12 protein-coding genes are annotated in these 16,784 nt (G+C 70.2%); 8 read left to right on the top strand and 4 right to left on the bottom strand.

The window, feature by feature from the left end; translation table 11 throughout:
* Nucleotides 1-20 precede the first annotated feature (20 nt).
* The gene (locus V3391_RS15665; protein ID WP_332079359.1) at nt 21-2,171 is read right to left on the bottom strand and encodes an adenosylcobalamin-dependent ribonucleoside-diphosphate reductase; all 2,151 of its coding nucleotides are present in this window, start codon (nt 2,169-2,171) and stop codon (nt 21-23) included.
* A 535-nt stretch (nt 2,172-2,706) separates the two neighbouring features.
* Between V3391_RS15665 and V3391_RS15660 the strand changes: the two genes are divergently transcribed.
* Genes V3391_RS15660 through V3391_RS15640 form a run of 5 tightly spaced genes read left to right on the top strand, consistent with a single transcriptional unit; the run spans nt 2,707 to nt 6,824 of the window.
* Nucleotides 2,707-4,134 (top strand): Do family serine endopeptidase, encoded by a 1,428-nt coding sequence (locus V3391_RS15660; RefSeq protein WP_332079358.1) that lies wholly within the window; start codon nt 2,707-2,709, stop codon nt 4,132-4,134.
* Nucleotides 4,135-4,193: 59 nt separating this feature from the next.
* Nucleotides 4,194-4,550: a hypothetical protein gene (locus V3391_RS15655; protein WP_232134162.1), complete on the top strand. Its 357-nt coding sequence runs from the start codon at nt 4,194-4,196 to the stop codon at nt 4,548-4,550.
* A 24-nt stretch (nt 4,551-4,574) separates the two neighbouring features.
* Nucleotides 4,575-5,090, top strand: a complete 516-nt coding sequence (locus tag V3391_RS15650) for a phage holin family protein (protein WP_425497299.1) — start codon at nt 4,575-4,577, stop codon at nt 5,088-5,090.
* A complete protein-coding gene (locus tag V3391_RS15645; RefSeq protein ID WP_332079357.1) occupies nt 5,087-5,680 on the top strand; it encodes a protein sip-5 in 594 nt (197 codons plus the stop codon). Before V3391_RS15650 ends, V3391_RS15645 begins: the two co-directional genes overlap by 4 nt.
* Before the next feature lie 22 nt (nt 5,681-5,702).
* Nucleotides 5,703-6,824 (top strand): AI-2E family transporter, encoded by a 1,122-nt coding sequence (locus V3391_RS15640; protein WP_332079356.1) that lies wholly within the window; start codon nt 5,703-5,705, stop codon nt 6,822-6,824.
* A gap of 33 nt (nt 6,825-6,857) precedes the next feature.
* On the opposite strand, the gene V3391_RS15635 is transcribed toward V3391_RS15640, so the two are convergent.
* A complete protein-coding gene (locus V3391_RS15635) occupies nt 6,858-10,025 on the bottom strand; it encodes a YadA-like family protein (RefSeq protein ID WP_332079355.1) in 3,168 nt (1,055 codons plus the stop codon).
* 157 nt (nt 10,026-10,182) lie between these two features.
* Nucleotides 10,183-12,519: a winged helix-turn-helix domain-containing protein gene (locus tag V3391_RS15630; protein WP_332079354.1), complete on the bottom strand. Its 2,337-nt coding sequence runs from the start codon at nt 12,517-12,519 to the stop codon at nt 10,183-10,185.
* 157 nt (nt 12,520-12,676) lie between these two features.
* On the opposite strand from V3391_RS15630, the gene V3391_RS15625 reads away from it, so the two are divergent.
* Nucleotides 12,677-13,390: an HAD family hydrolase gene (locus V3391_RS15625; protein ID WP_332079353.1), complete on the top strand. Its 714-nt coding sequence runs from the start codon at nt 12,677-12,679 to the stop codon at nt 13,388-13,390.
* Between the two features lie 13 nt (nt 13,391-13,403).
* Nucleotides 13,404-14,765, top strand: coding sequence for a leucyl aminopeptidase family protein (locus V3391_RS15620; RefSeq protein WP_332079352.1), 1,362 nt, complete (start codon nt 13,404-13,406; stop codon nt 14,763-14,765).
* Nucleotides 14,766-14,772: 7 nt separating this feature from the next.
* Here the strand turns inward: V3391_RS15620 and V3391_RS15615 are convergent, their stop codons facing one another.
* On the bottom strand, nt 14,773-15,198 hold the full coding sequence (locus V3391_RS15615; protein WP_332079350.1) for a hypothetical protein: 426 nt from the start codon (nt 15,196-15,198) through the stop codon (nt 14,773-14,775).
* 180 nt (nt 15,199-15,378) lie between these two features.
* On the opposite strand from V3391_RS15615, the gene hglS reads away from it, so the two are divergent.
* Entirely contained in the window at nt 15,379-16,746 is a 1,368-nt protein-coding gene (gene hglS, locus V3391_RS15610) for a 2-oxoadipate dioxygenase/decarboxylase HglS (protein ID WP_332079349.1), read from the top strand.
* Nucleotides 16,747-16,784 lie beyond the last annotated feature (38 nt).

Raw genomic sequence — 16,784 nt, 5'->3', positions numbered from 1 at the left:
CCGACGCGTCGGGGCAACACTCAGAACTTGCCGTAATACCCTTCTTTCAACGCGTCGAACAGATTGGCGGCGGTGTGCATTTCGCCGTCGTATTCGATCTGCTCGTTACCCGCGACTTCCAGCACCTCGCCGCCTTCCAGCTCGAAGCGGTAGGTGGTGTTGGCCAGATCCGCTTCCTTCACCAGCACGCCCTGGAACGCGGCGGGGTTGAAGCGGAACGTGGTGCAGCCCTTGAGGCCGCGCTGGTGCGCGTAGCGGTAGATGTCCTTGAAGTCCTCGTACGGGTAGTCCGTCGGGACGTTCGCGGTCTTGGAGATCGAGCTGTCCACCCAGATCTGCGCGGCGGCCTGCACGTCGACGTGCGCCTTGGGGGTGATGTCGTCGGCGGCGATGAAGTAGTCCGGCAGCTGCGCGTCGGCATCGTCCGAGTACGGCATGGCCTTCGGATTGACGAGTTCGCGATAGGCCAGCAGCTCGAACGAGAAGACGTCCACCTTTTCCTTGGACTTCTTGCCTTCGCGGATCACGTTGCGGCTGTAGTGATGCGCGAACGACGGCTCGATGCCGTTGGAGGCGTTGTTGGCCAGCGACAGCGAGATGGTGCCGGTGGGCGCGATCGAGCTGTGGTGGGTGAAGCGCGCGCCGGCTTCGGCCAGCTGCTCGACGAGATCGGGCGCCACCTCGGCGATCTTCTGCATGTAGCGCGAGTATTTCGCGTGCAGCACCTTGCCGGGAATCTCCTGGCCGAGCTTCCAGCCGTCCTGCGCCATTTCCGGGCGCTTGCGCAGCATGGCGGCGGTGACTTCGAAGCGCTCTTCCATGATCGGCGCGGGGCCTTTTTCCTGCGCCAGGGTCAGACCCGTTTCCCAGCCGGCGACGGCCATCTCGCGTGCGATGCGCTCGGTGAACTCGCAGGAATCAGGCTCGCCGTACTTCATCTGCAGCATGGTCAGCGTGCTGCCGAGACCGAGGAAGCCCATGCCGTGGCGGCGCTTGCGCAGGATCTCGTCGCGCTGCTTCTGCAGCGGCAGGCCGTTGACCTCGACCACGTTGTCGAGCATGCGGGTGAACACACGCACGACTTCCTTGTATTCCTCCCAGTCGAAACGCGCGCGCTCGGTGAAGGGCTCGCGCACGAACTTGGTGAGGTTGACCGAGCCGAGCAGGCAGGCGCCGTAGGGTGGCAGCGGCTGTTCGCCGCAGGGATTGGTCGCGCGGATCGTCTCGCACCACCAGTTGTTGTTCATCTCGTTGACGCGGTCGATGAGGATGAACCCCGGCTCGGCGTAGTCGTACGTCGAGACCATGATCATGTCCCACAGGTGCCGCGCGCGGACCTTGCCGTAGACCTTGCAGGCGACGAGGCCGTCGTCGCGGGACACGTAGCCCCTGGTCTGCGGCCATTCGCGCCAGATCACCTGCTCGGCGTCGGCGAGATCGAAGTCGCCGGTTTCCTTCTCGTTGATCGGAAACACCAGCGGCCAGTCGGCGTCGGTGTCGACGGCGTCCATGAACCCGTCGGTGATCAGCAGCGAGAGATTGAACTGGCGCAGGCGGCCGTCTTCGCGCTTGGCGCGGATGAAGTCGCGCACGTCGGGATGGCTGACGTCGAAGGTGCCCATCTGCGCGCCGCGGCGACCACCGGCGGACGAGACGGTGAAACACATCTTGTCGTAGATATCCATGAAGGACATCGGGCCGGAGGTGTACGCGCCGGCGCCGGCGACGAACGCGCCCTTGGGCCGCAGCGTCGAGAACTCGTAGCCGATGCCGCAACCGGCCTTCAGCGTGAGGCCGGCCTCATGGACCTTCTCGAGGATGCCGTCCATCGAATCGACGATCGTGCCCGACACGGTGCAGTTGATCGTGCTGGTCGCGGGCTTGTGTTCGAGTGCGCCGGCGTTGGAGGTGATGCGGCCGGCGGGAATCGCGCCGCGGCGCAGTGCCCACAGGAAGCGCTCGTGCCAGTGGCGCTGCTTCTCGACGGTGGTCTCGGCTTCGGCGAGCGCCTTCGCCACGCGCTGGTAGGTGCCGTCGATGTCGGCATCCACGGCCACGCCCTGCTTGGTCTTGAGGCGGTACTTCTTGTCCCAGATGTCGTCCGACGCGGGCTGCATCGGAATTTCCGGACCGGGATCGGACTTCACCGCCGCGAGGCGAACCGTGCTCATGCTGCTGTGCGCTCCTGGAATCGCGCCGGTGTGGACCGGTCGCCTGTCGTGTACGTGTTGCGGACGCGAGCGGACCGTCGGCGCATCAGGCGCCGTCGATCCGTGCGGAATTCAAAACAGTGGTGCGGGTGCAGGCGCAGTGCCGGTTGCGGCCGGGCGCCGTCGTCTCCCTGGCGTTCGAACCCATCGCGTGCATCCCCTTTGCTGCGAAGTGTCGCTGACCGTTGAAAGCCCCATGTGTTGGGAATTTCCAACGCCGACACCCAATATGTAGTGGCGGCAACGGGGGTCCACGCTACGCCCGGACTCCGATCGGTGTCAACCGGAAATCCGGGCGACCGGCGATTGTCGGCAGGACCTATGACAGATGTCGCCGCGGGTATTGCGGCGCATCATCTGAATGCGGCTTTCAACACCGATTCAAACGCTGCGGGCCACACTGCTGGCCCCGCAGACGGTGCTTCGAGACCGTCTTCGACCCGTTTTCCACGCTCCGGCGTCGATCATCCGACGCACTGCCGACAGGGGACGCTCCATGCGCGCCAAGACCACACTTCTCGCCCTGACCTGCGCCGCCGCGTTCGGCGGATTCGCCGCGACCGCGATCCGCGACGTGGTGCAGCAACCCGCGGGCGCCACACCGGCGACGGTTGCCGCAGTGCCGACGATGGCCGCCCTGCCGGCCGCGGTCGACGGCGCGCCGCTGCCGTCGCTGGCACCGATGCTCAAGACGGTGACGCCGTCGGTGGTGTCGGTGCATGCCAAGCAGCGCGTGCGCGTGAGTCCGTTCGGGAACGATCCCTTCTTCCGCCGCATGTTTCCCGAGCTCGACCAGGAGCGGATGAACGAGTCGCTGGGCTCGGGCGTGATCGTCGATGCGCAGCAGGGTTACGTGCTGACCAACCACCACGTGATCGAAGGCGCGGACGACGTGTCGGTGACGCTGTCCGACGGCCGCACGGTGGAAGCAGAATTCATCGGCTCCGACGTCGACACCGACGTGGCGCTGATGCGGATCAAGGCCGACAACCTCACCGCGATTCCGCTGGCGCAGGACGCGAACCTGCAGGTCGGCGATTTCGTCGTCGCGGTGGGCAATCCGTTCGGCTTCGGGCAGACGGTGACCTCGGGCATCATTTCGGCGGTGGGCCGCAGCAACGTGCCGGGCGTGGGGTTCCAGAACTTCATCCAGACCGATGCGTCGATCAATCCAGGCAATTCCGGCGGCGCGCTGGTGAACCTGCGCGGCCAGCTGGTCGGCATCAACACCGCGAGCTTCAACACGCGCGGCAGCATGGCCGGCAACATCGGCCTGGGCTTCGCGATTCCGATCGGCCTGGCCCGCAACGTGATGATGCAGCTGGCGACGACCGGCAGCGTGCAGCGCGGCACGCTGGGCATCGACACGCAGACGGTGGATGCGCGCATCGCGCAGGGCCTCGGTCTCGACACGCCACGCGGCGCGGTGATCACGCGCGTCTACGGCGGTTCGCCCGCAGCGCGCGCGGGCCTGCGCACCGGCGACGTGGTGGTGGCCGCGAACGGCGAGCGCATCGACAACAGCGAATCGCTGCGCAACTTCCAGGGCCTGCAGGCACTCGATACGCCGGTGACGCTGGACGTGTTGCGCGACGGCCGCACGGTGAAGATCGATACGCGTCTGACCGCACTGCCGCGCGATGGCGCGAGCGTGGATGCGCGTCTGGCCGGCGCGATGTTCGCCGACCTGCCCGAAGCCCTGCGTCGCCAGAACCAGCGCGCCGGCGGCGTGCTGGTGGAGGCGGTGGACGCCGGCAGCCGCGCGTTCCAGAGCGGCCTGCGCGAAGGCGATCTGATCCTCGCGGCGAACAGCGGCCAGTTCCGTGATCTCGCGGGTTTCCGCGACTCGCTGGCCGACCGTCCGTCCGATCTGGTGCTGCGCATTTCACGTCGCGGACGCATCGCCGACGTGATCATGCGCTGACCCAATCCCCCCGTGCCGCGCGCTCTGCGTGGCACCGTCCAACTGACAGGAGCACGACCATGAGCCCCACTTCGACCGACGCGGTGAAGACCCATCTTGGCGAGGCAGGTTCGCACCTTGCCCAGGCCGCCCGCGATGCAGGCGCCGCGGTCAAGAACGCCGCCAGCGTGGCCGGTGACGAGCTCAAGCTCGGCCGTGCGACCGTGAAGTCCGACCTCGCCGATTCCGCGATCGCCGGCGTCGCCGCGTTCGAGGAAGGTGGCACCGCCGCCAAGGAACAGTACGACGTGCTGCTCGACAAGGGCCGCGATCTGGTCGAGAGCGCTGCGGACCTGATCCGCGAGCGTCCGATCGCTGCGTTCGGCACCGCGTTCGCGGCCGGCTGGATCATCGCCAAGCTCGCGCGCAGCAAGTAAGCGCGGCGTTTCGTGACCGAGCGCGTGACCGGGGAAGACCCGCGCGAGGAACCCGCCGGCAGCGCACATCGTGCGCCCGGCGAAGCACCGCACCTCGACGAAAGCATCCGCCGCATCCGTGCGGCGGCCACTGAAACCTTCAGCTCCGGCCTCGACAGCGGCCGCGCCCTGCGCAAGCTGGTCGCGGCCGACATGGCGTTGTCGCGCAGTGCCCTCGGGCGTGCGCTGGCGTGGTCGGCTGTATCCGTCGTCTTCGGCGCATCGGCGTGGCTGCTCGCGATGGGCGCCGCGATTGCATTGCTGCAGTCGTGGGGTCTGTCGTGGCTGGCGTCGATCTCGATCGCCACGTTGATCAGTCTGGTCGTCACCGCGATCGCCGCGTGGCGCGTGTCGGTGTTCTTCGACTATGCCGGCATGCATGCGACGCGACGCCAGTTGTCGCGCCTGGGCATGTTCTCCGAAGCCGGACACGGCGATGACGACGACGAGGACGACACGTCCTTGCCCGCGCGTGCATCCGACAAGGCGAAGGCGTCATGAATTTCGAAGGCCTCAAGAACCGCGTCGAGCGCGCGGAATCACTGGTGGACGGCCGGGTGGTGCAGACCACCGACCGCTACCGCGCCCTGAGTTCGAGCTGGCGCGAAGCCTGGACGCCGCCGCGTATTCTCATCGCCGGTCTGGTGATGGGCTTCGCGACCGGTCATCTCGAGCCGCGACGCGCCTTGACCAAGCTCGGCAAGCTGGGCGGCCCGAAGTCGATCCAGTTGATCAGTGCCCTGTCGGGCCTGCTGACGTCGGTGCAGGCCACCGTGGCCGCGGCGACCGCGGAGAAAGCGGCCGAAACCGCGGACGACGCGGCGCAGACGGCCGACGCCGCTGCGGACAATGTCGCAGCCAAGACGGACGGCACGGCGGACACGCAGGCGGCCGCGGCTGCAGGCGCCGCCGCAGCGGCGCAGGTGGTGTCCGCGGGCGCCACGCAGACCCAGCGTGCAACGCCATCGGGTGCCACGCCCGAGGCGGGCACGTCGGCACCGCGCACGGATCGCGGACGTCCCGATCCGGTGCTGTCGGAGCAGCCGCGTCCCGCGGAAGCGGCGACCGAGTTGTCGGAATCCGGGCGCTGAGCGCCCGATTCCCGGACCGCCAATGAGCACACCCATCAGTCCCCCGCCGGAGGACGACGCGCCGTTGCCGGCGCCGACACCGGTCACCCCGCGCCCGCGTGCATCGACCGCCGTCATCGTGCTGACCACGCTTGCGGTGCTGGCGACGCTGTGGGCGGCGCAGACGGTGATCCTGCCGATCCTGCTGGCGGTGTTCTTCGCACTGGTCGGCAATCCGGTGCTGCGCGCGCTGCGCCGGCTGTGGATTCCGCGCTTCGTCGGTGCCCTGCTGGTGCTGACACTCGGCATCGCCGGCGCCGGCGCACTCGGGCTCCAGCTCTACGGACCGGCCAGCGAATGGGTGCAGCAGGCACCGAAAACCCTGCGCACGCTCGCGCCGCGCCTCAAGGCGATGACGCAGCCGGTGCACCAGGCCAGCCAGGCCGCCGAATCCTTCGCGCGCGCCACCGAGGACCGCCCGCAGCGCCGCGTGCAGCTCGTGCAGATCCAGGACAACAGTTCGTGGCGCACGATTGTCGCGACGCCGAAGATGCTGGCGTCGGTGCTCGCCGTCGTGCTGCTGACGTTCTTCTTCATGGTCTACGGCGAGAACCTGCAGCGGAACGCGATCGCGATGCTGCCCGATCGCCAGCGCCGCAAGCTGACCGTCGACATCATGCAGTCCATCGAACACGAGATCTCGCGTTACGTGTTGACGATCTCGATCATCAACACGCTGCTGGGCGCGGTGTTCGCCGGCGTGCTGTTCTGGATGCAGCTGCCGCTGCAGGACGCCCTGCTGTGGGGCACGGTGGTCGCACTGCTGAACTTCGCGCCCTATGTCGGCCCGCTGATCGGCGTGCTGCTGATGCTGCTGGTGGGCTTCGTCAGCTACGACGGCACCTGGCCGAACGCGGCCTGGGCGCCGGTGATTCCGGCGGCGGTGTATCTGTTGCTGCACACGATCGAAGGCCAGTTCGTGACCCCGATCGTGCTCGGCCGCCGCATGGCGATCTCGCCGCTGATGCTGATCCTTGCGCTGATGCTGTTCGGCTGGATGTGGGGCATCGTCGGCCTGCTGCTGGCCGTGCCGCTGATCGTCTGCGTGAAGCTGGTGCTGGCGCGCGTGGAAGGCTTCGAAGGCTGGGCGCGCCTGCTCGCCTGACCCGTGCCGGCGCTGCCGGCACGGGCCCGATCCTCACCAGCTGAAACCGGCGCCTGCCGACACGCTGCTCTCGCCGCCGGCGACGGCGCCGCCGAACGAGATGCTCGCGCGATTACCGATCGCACGCTGGTAACCGACGGCGATCGCCTGCTCGCCGCCCTGCCCGCCGACGCCGACGCCCACGCGGTTGCGTCCGGCGAGGCCTGCCGTGTTGAGCGCCATGCCTGCATACGCACCGCTCATCGCCCCCATGCGATCGATGCGGCGATCCTGGTGCCGCAGGCGCTCGTCGACCTCGCCGCGCAGCGCCGAGAAATTGTCTTCCCAGGCGGCGAAGCGACTGTCGGTGTAGGCGTTGGCGCTCTGCAGCGTGCGCGCATCGCCTGCGTTCACCTGCGCCACATTGGCCGCATCCGTATTGCGGACGCCCTCGGCGACGTTGGTCACGCGGCGCTTCTGATCCGCATTGCCGACCGACACCGTATTCGCCTCGTCGGCGACCGCGCCCTGGCCGAGAGCAACTGCGCCCGCGGCGCTCGCGCGCGCCCCCTGTCCCACCGCCGTCCCCGAGGCCGCCTCGACGCGCGCGTCGGCACCGACCGCGACTGCATTGGATGCATTGGCCGTGATCGAGGCGTTGCTGCCGACCGCGGTACTGCCCTCGGCCTCGACGATCGCGCCATGTCCGACCGCAGTGTCGTTGCCGTCGACCGCGACGCTGCCGTTGCCGACGGCCAGGCCGTCGCCGCGGCCGGATGGCGGCGCAGTGCCGCTGCCACCGCCGCCGGTTTCCAGCGCGCCGATGCGGCCGTCGAGTCCGGCGATGACACCGTCGAGCGCACCCAGTGCGTCGCCGACGTTGCCGTAGAAGCGGCCCTGGACGGTGAACACACTGCCGATCAGGCGGCCACCGGCATCGACGACGGTGCCGCCGCCGAACGCGGTCGCCACCGATTGCATCGCCGCGTGCACCTGCGCGCCGTTGACCGCATCGCGGCTCGACGCGTCGATCGCACCCGCAGCGACATTGCCCAGGCGCGTGCCGCCCTCGCCCGCCAGCGTGACGCTGTCACGCTGCGCGTCGTCGTAGGCCACCGCATTCGCGGCCACGCCTTCGATGTCGCCGATGCGGTCCTCGATGCCGTCGACGCGGCCTTCGACCACGCCCACGCGCTGGTTGGTCTCGAACAGCTGGTGGCCGGTCACCGCATCGGTGCTGTCGGCCGCGAGCTCGCCGTCGGCGAGGTTGGTCAGCAGCGTGCCCTGCGCGCCGGCGAACGTGACCCGGCCGCGGCTCGCATCGTCGTAACCGATCGCGCTGTCGGCGACTTCGCCCACGCGCGCGGCGACGGCGCTGAGCTGGTCGAAGTTGACCGCATCAGTGCCCTGCGTGCCGGCGGCGAGGTTGACCAGTTGCCGTTCCGCGCCGGCGGCGCCGATCGACACCGTGTTCGCACGATCGGCGAACGCGCCGGCGCCGAGCGCCACGCTGCCGAACGCGGTCGACCACGCGTCGACGCCCAGCGCCAGACTGCCTTCGCCATCGGCCTGGCTGCGGAAGCCCAGTGCCACGCTCTGCACGCCATACGCGCGTGCGACCTGGCCGAGCGCGGTGGCGCTGTCGGCGAACGCGCCGGCGCTGCCACCGACCGCCAGCGTGCGCAATGCACCGGCCGCCGCGCTGTGGCCGATCGCGGTCGAATGATCGGACGCCGCCGTCGCCATCACGCCGACCGCCGTCGTCGAATTTCCCTGCGCGCTGCCGGAGATCGACACCGATTCCTCGCCGCCGGCGTAGGCGCCTGCGCCGATCGCGGTCGACGCGTACTCCAGTGCACGCGCGCCGGCGCCCACCGCGGTGCTCTCGCGGCCGGAGGCGATGGTCGAGAACTCTTCCATCTCCCAGGTTTCGCCGTTCATCACGTAGTACTGGCCACCGATGGCGGTGGCGCTGTCGGCCGAGGCCTGCGCGCCGGCGCCGAATGCGCTGGCGTAGTCGGCCGACGCCGCGCTGTTGAAGCCGATCGCGGTCGTGTGCTTCTCGTATGCGAACGCGCCGCTGCCGAACGCGGACGCGCCGATCGACGCGGCGAGCGCACCGGACCCGGCGGCCGTACCGTAGTCGCCCATCACGGTCGCAGGCTGCTGGTTGTCCGGGCCGCCGGTCGCTTCGAAGAATTCGGCGTACCGCGTCGCATCGCGCAGCTGGCCGAGGTTCACCGCGTCGGTGTCCTCCGTGCCGGCAGCGACGTTGACCAGCTGGCGCTCCGCACCGCCGGCGCCGATGGAGACGGTGAAGTCGCGATCGGCGACGGCGTTGGCACCGAGCGCGACACTGCCGGTCGCGATCGAGAACGCATCGGCGCCGAGCGCCATGCCGCCCTCGCCGACCACCAGACTCCGGAAGCCCAGCGCCACGCTCTGCGTGCCATAGGCCTGGGCCACCTGGCCGAGCGCGGTGGCGCTGTCGCCGAACGCCGCACTGCTGCCGCCGACTGCCAGCGTGCGCATCGCACCGGTCGTGGCGCCCTTGCCGATCGCGGTCGAATGGTCGGCGCCCGCCGTCGCCATGACACCGACCGCGGTCGTCGAATCGCCGCGCGCACTGCCGCCGATCGACACCGACTCCTCGCCGGCGGCATAGGCGCCCGCGCCGATCGCCGTCGACTGGTACGCCAGCGCGCGTGCACCGGCGCCCACGGCCACGCTCTCGCGGCCCGATGCGATGGTCGCAAAGGCTTCCATTTCCCAGGTCTCGCCATTCATCACGTAGAGCTGGCCGCCGATGGCGGTCGCACTGTCGGCGGCGGCCTGCGCGCCAGCGCCGAACGCGCTGGCGTAGTCGGCCGATGCCGCGCTGTCGAAGCCGACCGCGGTCGTGTGCATCGCCTGCGCCACAGCGCCGCTGCCGAACGCCGATGCACCGGGTGCGTTCGCGATCGCGCCCGAGCCGGCGGCTGTCGCGAGTGCGCCGGTGGCGGAGGCACCGGGATCGCCGTCGGCCTGGAAATGCGGATCTACACCGGCTTGCGGGGCGTCGTCGGCCTCGGCGTCGGCGCTCGCCTCGTCGGGCTCGGACGGCGTCGCTGCAGCGGCAGGCAGTCGCGTCGCATCCGTTGCGGTCTCGGAAGTCTGCGCGCGCGCCTGCGGCAGGACGGCAACAAGTGCGGCAATGGCGAGCGCCAGGGTCGTACGGGTCATGAAGGGTCTTCTCTCGGAGGGACACGGTGGCGGCGGAACGGGCATTCCACCTGCGTCGCCGCGCTGTGCGGCACGCCCGATCCTTGGCGCACGGCGCCGGAGAAGACCATTCCTGACGCGTTACCGATCCATTACATCTCCATTTTTCCGTTTGCGTTCAAAGGTCTGCGGCGCCGCGTGGCGGCAGCGCGGGCGAAGTCTGCAACGCGGCCGGGATGGCCCGCTCGCCGGCCAGACGCTTCGCATCCTGCAGCGCGATCGACCAGGCATCGACCTGTCCGATCGCATGCAGCAGCCGGGTCTGCAGCAACGCCAGGTCGAAATCCTGGCGCGCCCAGGGCGCGATGCGGCCGACCAGCGCCGTCGCCTCGGCCCGGTCGTCGTGCGCCAGCAGCCAGGTCGTACCGGCGTAGACGGCCTGCGCGACCTCTTCGGGCACGCCGTCCTGCTCGGCGCGCGCCACCGCGACGCGGTAGGCGTGGCCGGCATCGGCATCGCGGTCCTGCGCCTGCGCGGTCATCGCCACCAGCAGCCAGTCCCAGGCATACCCGGTGTCGTCGGAAGCCGGACGCGGGGCGTCGTCGGCGCGCAGCGGGAGGTCGGCTTCCAGCGCCGCCTGGTGCCGCATCCAGCGCACCCGGAACAACCGTTCCGCCCGCGCCTCGGGATTCCACCGGGCCAGTACGCGGTCGGCGATCCGGACGGCCGCCGCGGGATCGCCGCGGCGCCAGGCCATCTCGATCCGCAGGGCATCGGCGCGATGCAGATCGCTGTTGAGCGTCGGGCCGGCCGCGTCGGCGCCCAGCATCGATTCGGCAGCGGCGAACGCGCCCTGCCGGACCATCGCCTCGGCGCGGCCCAGGGCGATGTTGGTCAGCTGGCTCGGATCGGAAATGCGCGCGCGCAGCGCCCAGGCCTGCTCGATGCTCGCGCGGGCGTCGTCGGGCTGCAGCAGCAACAGCTGCGTTTCGGCCAGTGCCACCGACATCGACACCAGTTCGTAGATCGCGCCGAAGCGGCGGAACTCGCCGAGCGTGCGGGCGATGTATTCCGCCGCCTGCGCCGGGCGGCCACGCACCTTTTCCAGAAACCCCAGGCTCGCATCGACCCGGGCGACGGCTAATGGATCGCCGGTGCGCACGGCCAGGATCCGCGCCTGGCCCAGATCCTCCAGCGCACCGTCGTAATGGCCGAGCAGCGAGCGGACCATGCCGCGGCCGTTGAGCGCATCGCCGCGGAGCACGATGTCGCCCGCAGGGCCGACCAGCGTCAGTACTTCGGTGTAGTCGCGCTCGGCGGCGACGCGATGATCGAGCCGGCGGTCGATCCCGGCCCGCAGCAGCAACACCTGGGCGCGGAACAGCGGCGTGTCGGCGGCCTCGATCCGCAGCAGCCGCTCGACCTCGTCGCGGACCTTCGGGTACAGACCGGCGCGAAAATCGACCTGCGCCAGACGCAACCGCAGGCCCGGATCGTTGCGCTGCGCGGGCGGCGCCTCGGCCAGGATGCGCCGGGCCGCGTCCAGCTCGTTGCTCAGCAACGCGGCCTGCGCGCGCTGCAACCGTTCGCTGAGGCCCGCATCGACGTCCGGCCCGGTGGCATCCCGGCCCAGCGCCGCCAGCAGGCGGCCGCAGGCCTGATCGGCCGCGCGCACCAGATCGGCGTGCTCGCCGTAGGCGTGCCGTGACGCATCGTCGCGACCTTCGGCGGTGATCTCGACCCGCCAGCCCGAGCCGCGCCGCATCGCCCGGCTGTGCACCACCCAGTCGCCGGCGACTTCGTCGCGCAGGCGCGCGGGTTCGATGCGTTCGCCGTCGTGCGCATGCATCAGCGACAGCACGCTTTCGCTGGCGGCCACCGGCAGACCGGCGCGGCGCAGGCGATCGCCGATGAAATCCATCAGGCCCAGTCGCGCCCAGGCGATGTCGGCGGTCTGGTCGAGTTCGGTGGGCAGCACGATGAACGCGCCGGCACCCGGCTGCGGCGCGGCATCCGGGCGCGGCCGGGCGGTCGTCCACCACCACGCCGCAGCCGCCAGCAGTGCCAGCGAGACCAGCACTGCGATAGCGGACAACAGGCGTCCGCGGCGCGCAGGCGCGGTCGGCACGGGCTCGCCGACCGGCGATGCAGGCGCCGCGACATCGGACGCCGGCGCGGGCGGCGCGACCTGCGCCACCGCCACCGGCGTCACCTCGGCCACCCAGCGGAACCCGAAACTCGGCACCGTGCGGATGACGCGCTGCTCCTGGCCGTCGTCGCCGACCGCGCGTCGCGCACGCAGGATGATCTGGCTCAGCTGCGCGTCGGAGACGTTGTCGCGGGCGAAGATCGCCATCGCCAGTTCGTCGCGCGAGACCGCGCGCTCGCGATGTTCGAGCAGATACTGCAGACAGGCGAACACACGCGCCGGCACCACGACCACGACGCCGTCACGGCGCAGTTCGCGTGCATCGAAGTCGAGCAGGGACTCGGAGAATCGGTAGGCGTTCGGCATCGGAATCGGAGATGGCGAGCCGCCCTTTGCCACCGCGGCCGGCCGGTGACGGCTTCAGCGCGTCCAGTATGACCCAAGGTGGTCGCCGTGCCCGCGGCGGCTTCGGTCCGTGAACCCGTGCCGGAGGCGCGTTGCGGCCACTCGTTACAATGGGCCCATGACGTTCCCCATCCGCGCCATCACCCTCGATCTCGACGACACCCTCTGGCCGTTCGCGCCGATCGGGGCGCGGGTCGAGCAGACGCTCGATGCGTTCCTGCGCACGCACAGCCCCGCGACCGCGGACATGTATCCGATCGAGAAGATGCGCGATCTGCGCGCGCGGGTGTTCGCCGAGAACGCGCATCTGATGCACGACCTGTCCGCGCTGCGGCAGCTGACCATCGAACACGCGCTGCGCGACAGCGGCGGCGATCTGGGCCTGCTGGATGCCGCGTACGAGGTGTTCTACGCCGAACGCAACAAGGTCGAGTACTACCCCGACAGCCTCGCTGCGCTCGAACGCATCGCCGCGCGGGTGCCGGTGGCGGCGGTGACGAACGGCAACGCGGATCTCGATCGCGTGGGCATCGGCCATCTGTTCGCCTTCACCCTCGGCTCGCGCGAGCACGGCGTCGCCAAGCCGGACGCGAGCATCTTCCACGCCGCCTGCGATCGACTGGGGTGCGCGCATGGCGACGTGCTGCACGTCGGCGACCACATCGAGATGGACGTCGCCGGCGCCGCGCGCGCGGGCCTGCGCACCTGCTGGATCAATCGCGAGGACCGGCGCTGGGAACATCCGACGCTGACGCCCGATCTCGAATTCGACACGCTCACCGCGCTCGCCGACTGGCTCGATGCCATGCCGACCACCGCCGACCGCACCTGACCCTGGCGTTCCCATGACCGACACCACGACCGACCTCTTCGCCACCGCTTCGCAGGACGCGCGCCCGCTGCACATCGTCGCGCGCGACGGCTACGCGGCCTGGCGCGACACGCAGCCGGCCCTCGTGCAGGCCTGGCTCGATGCGCAGGCCTTTGATGCGGCGCCCGGTACGTTGGCGCTGCTGCCGGGTGACGGCGGCCTCGACGGCGCGGTGATCGGCATCGGCGATGCGCGCGATCCGGACAGCTACGCGCATGCGGTCTACGGCCTGCCGGAAGGCGACTGGCGCGTGGCCGGTGCGCACGATGCGGCGACGCTGCAGCTGGGCTGGGGCCTCGGCGCGTACCGCTTCACCCGCTACAAGACGACCGCACGCAAGCCCGCGCGACTGGCCGTGGACGCGGCCGATGCCGAGACCGTCGACGTCATCGCCGCGACCACGCGCGTGCGCGATCTGGTCAATACGCCGACCGAGCACATGGGCCCGGAGCAGATGGAAGCGGTGGTGCGCGAGATCGCGCAGGCGCATGGCGCGACCTTCGACAGCATCGTCGGCGACGCACTGCTCGAGCAGAATTTTCCGGCGATCCACGCAGTCGGCCGCGCCTCGCATCGCGCGCCGCGCCTGCTGCATCTGAGCTGGGGCGACGCCGCGCATCCGCACATCGCGATCGTCGGCAAGGGCGTGTGTTTCGACACCGGCGGCCTCGACCTCAAGCCGGCCGACGGCATGCGCAACATGAAGAAGGACATGGGTGGCGCGGCGCACGCGATCGCGCTGGCCGAGCTGGTGATGGCGCGCAAGCTGCCGCTGCGCATCACCCTGCTGGTGCCGGCGGTCGAGAACGCGATCGGCCCGGATGCATTCCGACCCGGCGAAGTCATCGCCACGCGCAAGGGCATCAGCGTCGAGATCGACAACACCGATGCCGAAGGCCGCCTGGTGCTGTGCGATGCGCTGACCTTCGCCGGCGAGCAGTCGCCGGACACGATCCTCGATTTCGCCACGCTCACCGGCGCGGCGCGCATCGCGCTGGGCCCGGACCTGCCGGCGCTGTTCTCCAACAACGATGCGCTGGCGAACGCCTGGATCGCCGGCGGCGAGGCGACGCGCGATCCGGTGTGGCGCATGCCGTTGTGGCGGCCGTACCTGCGTTACCTCACCAGCGGCATCGCCGATCTCGCCAATGCCGGCTCACGCATGGCCGGCGCGGTCACCGCGGCGCTGTATCTCGAACGCTTCGTGCCGGCGGAGACGCCGTGGGCGCATCTCGATACCTACGCCTGGAACGACAGCAGCCGCGCGGGCCATCCGCAGGGCGGCGAGGCGCTGGGCCTGCGCGCAGCGTGGGCCTTGCTGAAGTCGCGCGTCTGAGGCTGCGTCAGCGCAGCCAGCCGCGACGCGCGGCGCCGCGGGCGAACAGCCACATCGACGCGACCACCAGGATCAGCAGCAGTGGCAGGCCCAGCCCGCGCAGGCCGGTCAGCGCCCAGACCGGGGTCAGCGCGTAGCTGGCGACCATCTGCACGACGATCGCAATGAACGACACCCGCAGCGCGGGTTCCGCCCAGCGACGCGCGAACAGCAGCGCGATCGAACCGGCCGTGCCGGCCAGCGTCGCCAGACCGAACACGCCGTAGATCCACATCGGCATCGCCGCGTTGATCTGCTGCTGGTCGAGCGGCAGCGCCGCGCGCTGTTCGGGCGACATCGACACCTGCAGCGCGAACACCAGCAGGCCGAACAGGTTCCACAGCAGCGCGGTCAGCGCGACCACGCGGGCGCCCAGCGGCATGGGGGTCTGCATCGGTCGGTCCTCGGTGTGCGCGGCGGTGGCATAGCGTAGCAGCGGCGGCGCATGCGCCTGCCGGCCGTCCGCCGCCTGAAGCGGACGCGCCGCGCGCGAGCGCGAGGTTCCCGCGGGCGTCGCCGACAGGCGAAAATGGCGGCTTCGCCGGGGAACGCCCGGTCCTTCGCCCGGTCCCCGATGAACGCTTCGACGCCGCTGTCCCCCGACGAGATCCGCAGCCTGTTCGCACAGGCGATGTCGCGCATGTATCGCGACGAGGTGCCGCTGTACGGCACGCTGATGGAACTGGTGTTGGAGGTGAACGCCGCGACGCTGGCGCGCGATCCGTCGCTGGCCGCGCGCCTGCAGCGCAGCGATGCGCTCGACCGGCTGGACGCGGAGCGCCACGGCGCGATCCGCGTCGGCACGCCGCGCGAGCTCGCGACGCTGCGTCGCCTGTTCGCGGTGATGGGCATGCTTCCGGTCGGCTACTACGACCTCGCCGTCGCCGGCGTGCCGGTGCACGCGACCGCGTTCCGTCCGGTCGACGCCGCGGCGCTCGCGCGCAATCCGTTCCGGGTGTTCACGTCCCTGCTGCGGCTCGAACTGATCGAGGATGCCGCGCTGCGCGACGACGCCGCCGCGATTCTCGAAGCGCGCGAGATCTTCACCCCGCGCGCGCTCGCGTTGATCGAACGCTTCGAGCAGGCCGGTGGCCTCACCGCCGACGAAGCCGCCGAGTTCGTTGCGCAAGCGCTGGAAACCTTCCGCTGGCACAGCGAAGCCACCGTGTCGCACGCGACCTACCAGGCGCTGCTGTCCGCGCATCGCCTGATCGCCGACGTGGTCTGCTTCCGCGGCCCGCACATCAACCATCTGACCCCGCGCACGCTCGACATCGACGCTGCGCAGGACGCGATGCAGGCACGCGGTATCGACGCCAAGGCGGTCATCGAAGGCCCGCCACGCCGTCGCTGCCCGATCCTGCTGCGCCAGACCAGCTTCAAGGCGCTGCGGGAGCCGGTGCTGTTCCCCGCCGGCGACAGCGCCGACGCCGGCACGCACACCGCGCGCTTCGGCGAGATCGAACAGCGTGGCCTCGCGCTGACGCCGAAGGGCCGCGCCCTGTACGACAGCCTGCTGGCGCGTGCACGCGAGGCAGGCGGCGCCGGCAGCACCGGCGACTACGGCACACGCCTGGCCGTGGCCTTCGGCGATTTCCCGGATGACGACGACACCCTGCGTCGCGAAGGCCTCGGCTATTACCGCTATGCGCTGACCGATGCGGGGCGTGCGGATCCGTCGGCTGTCGCGCGCGGCAGCGTCGATGATGCGATCAGTGCGGGACTCGTGACCGCAGACCCGGTGGTCTACGAGGACTTCCTGCCGGTCAGCGCGGCCGGTATCTTCCAGTCGAACCTCGGCGGCGGGGAACAGCGCGCGTTTGCGGCGCAGTCGAACCGCGATGCGTTCGAGGCGGCGCTCGGTGCGCAGGTGCACGACGAGTTCGAGATCTATGCGCGGATCGAGCGGGAGTCGCTGGTGGCGGTGGGGCTGGCCAGGTAATTCTCAGCCGTCGTTCCGGCGGAAGCGGAAGTACTCTC

Source organism: Luteimonas flava, from assembly GCF_036584485.1.
Classification (GTDB): domain Bacteria; phylum Pseudomonadota; class Gammaproteobacteria; order Xanthomonadales; family Xanthomonadaceae; genus Luteimonas; species Luteimonas flava.
Note: the sequence above shows the minus strand (reverse complement) of the source record. Positions and strands in the feature narration are given on the sequence as shown.

What these genes read in the sequence shown, in the direction of transcription:
- V3391_RS15665 (WP_332079359.1), bottom strand. Translation starts at nt 2,171, where the DNA reads ATGAGCACGGTTCGCCTCGCGGCGGTGAAGTCCGATCCCGGTCCGGAA.
- V3391_RS15660 (WP_332079358.1), top strand. Translation starts at nt 2,707, where the DNA reads ATGCGCGCCAAGACCACACTTCTCGCCCTGACCTGCGCCGCCGCGTTC.
- V3391_RS15655 (WP_232134162.1), top strand. Translation starts at nt 4,194, where the DNA reads ATGAGCCCCACTTCGACCGACGCGGTGAAGACCCATCTTGGCGAGGCA.
- V3391_RS15645 (WP_332079357.1), top strand. Translation starts at nt 5,087, where the DNA reads ATGAATTTCGAAGGCCTCAAGAACCGCGTCGAGCGCGCGGAATCACTG.
- V3391_RS15640 (WP_332079356.1), top strand. Translation starts at nt 5,703, where the DNA reads ATGAGCACACCCATCAGTCCCCCGCCGGAGGACGACGCGCCGTTGCCG.
- V3391_RS15635 (WP_332079355.1), bottom strand. Translation starts at nt 10,025, where the DNA reads ATGACCCGTACGACCCTGGCGCTCGCCATTGCCGCACTTGTTGCCGTC.
- V3391_RS15630 (WP_332079354.1), bottom strand. Translation starts at nt 12,519, where the DNA reads ATGCCGAACGCCTACCGATTCTCCGAGTCCCTGCTCGACTTCGATGCA.
- V3391_RS15625 (WP_332079353.1), top strand. Translation starts at nt 12,677, where the DNA reads ATGACGTTCCCCATCCGCGCCATCACCCTCGATCTCGACGACACCCTC.
- V3391_RS15620 (WP_332079352.1), top strand. Translation starts at nt 13,404, where the DNA reads ATGACCGACACCACGACCGACCTCTTCGCCACCGCTTCGCAGGACGCG.
- V3391_RS15615 (WP_332079350.1), bottom strand. Translation starts at nt 15,198, where the DNA reads ATGCAGACCCCCATGCCGCTGGGCGCCCGCGTGGTCGCGCTGACCGCG.
- hglS (WP_332079349.1), top strand. Translation starts at nt 15,379, where the DNA reads ATGAACGCTTCGACGCCGCTGTCCCCCGACGAGATCCGCAGCCTGTTC.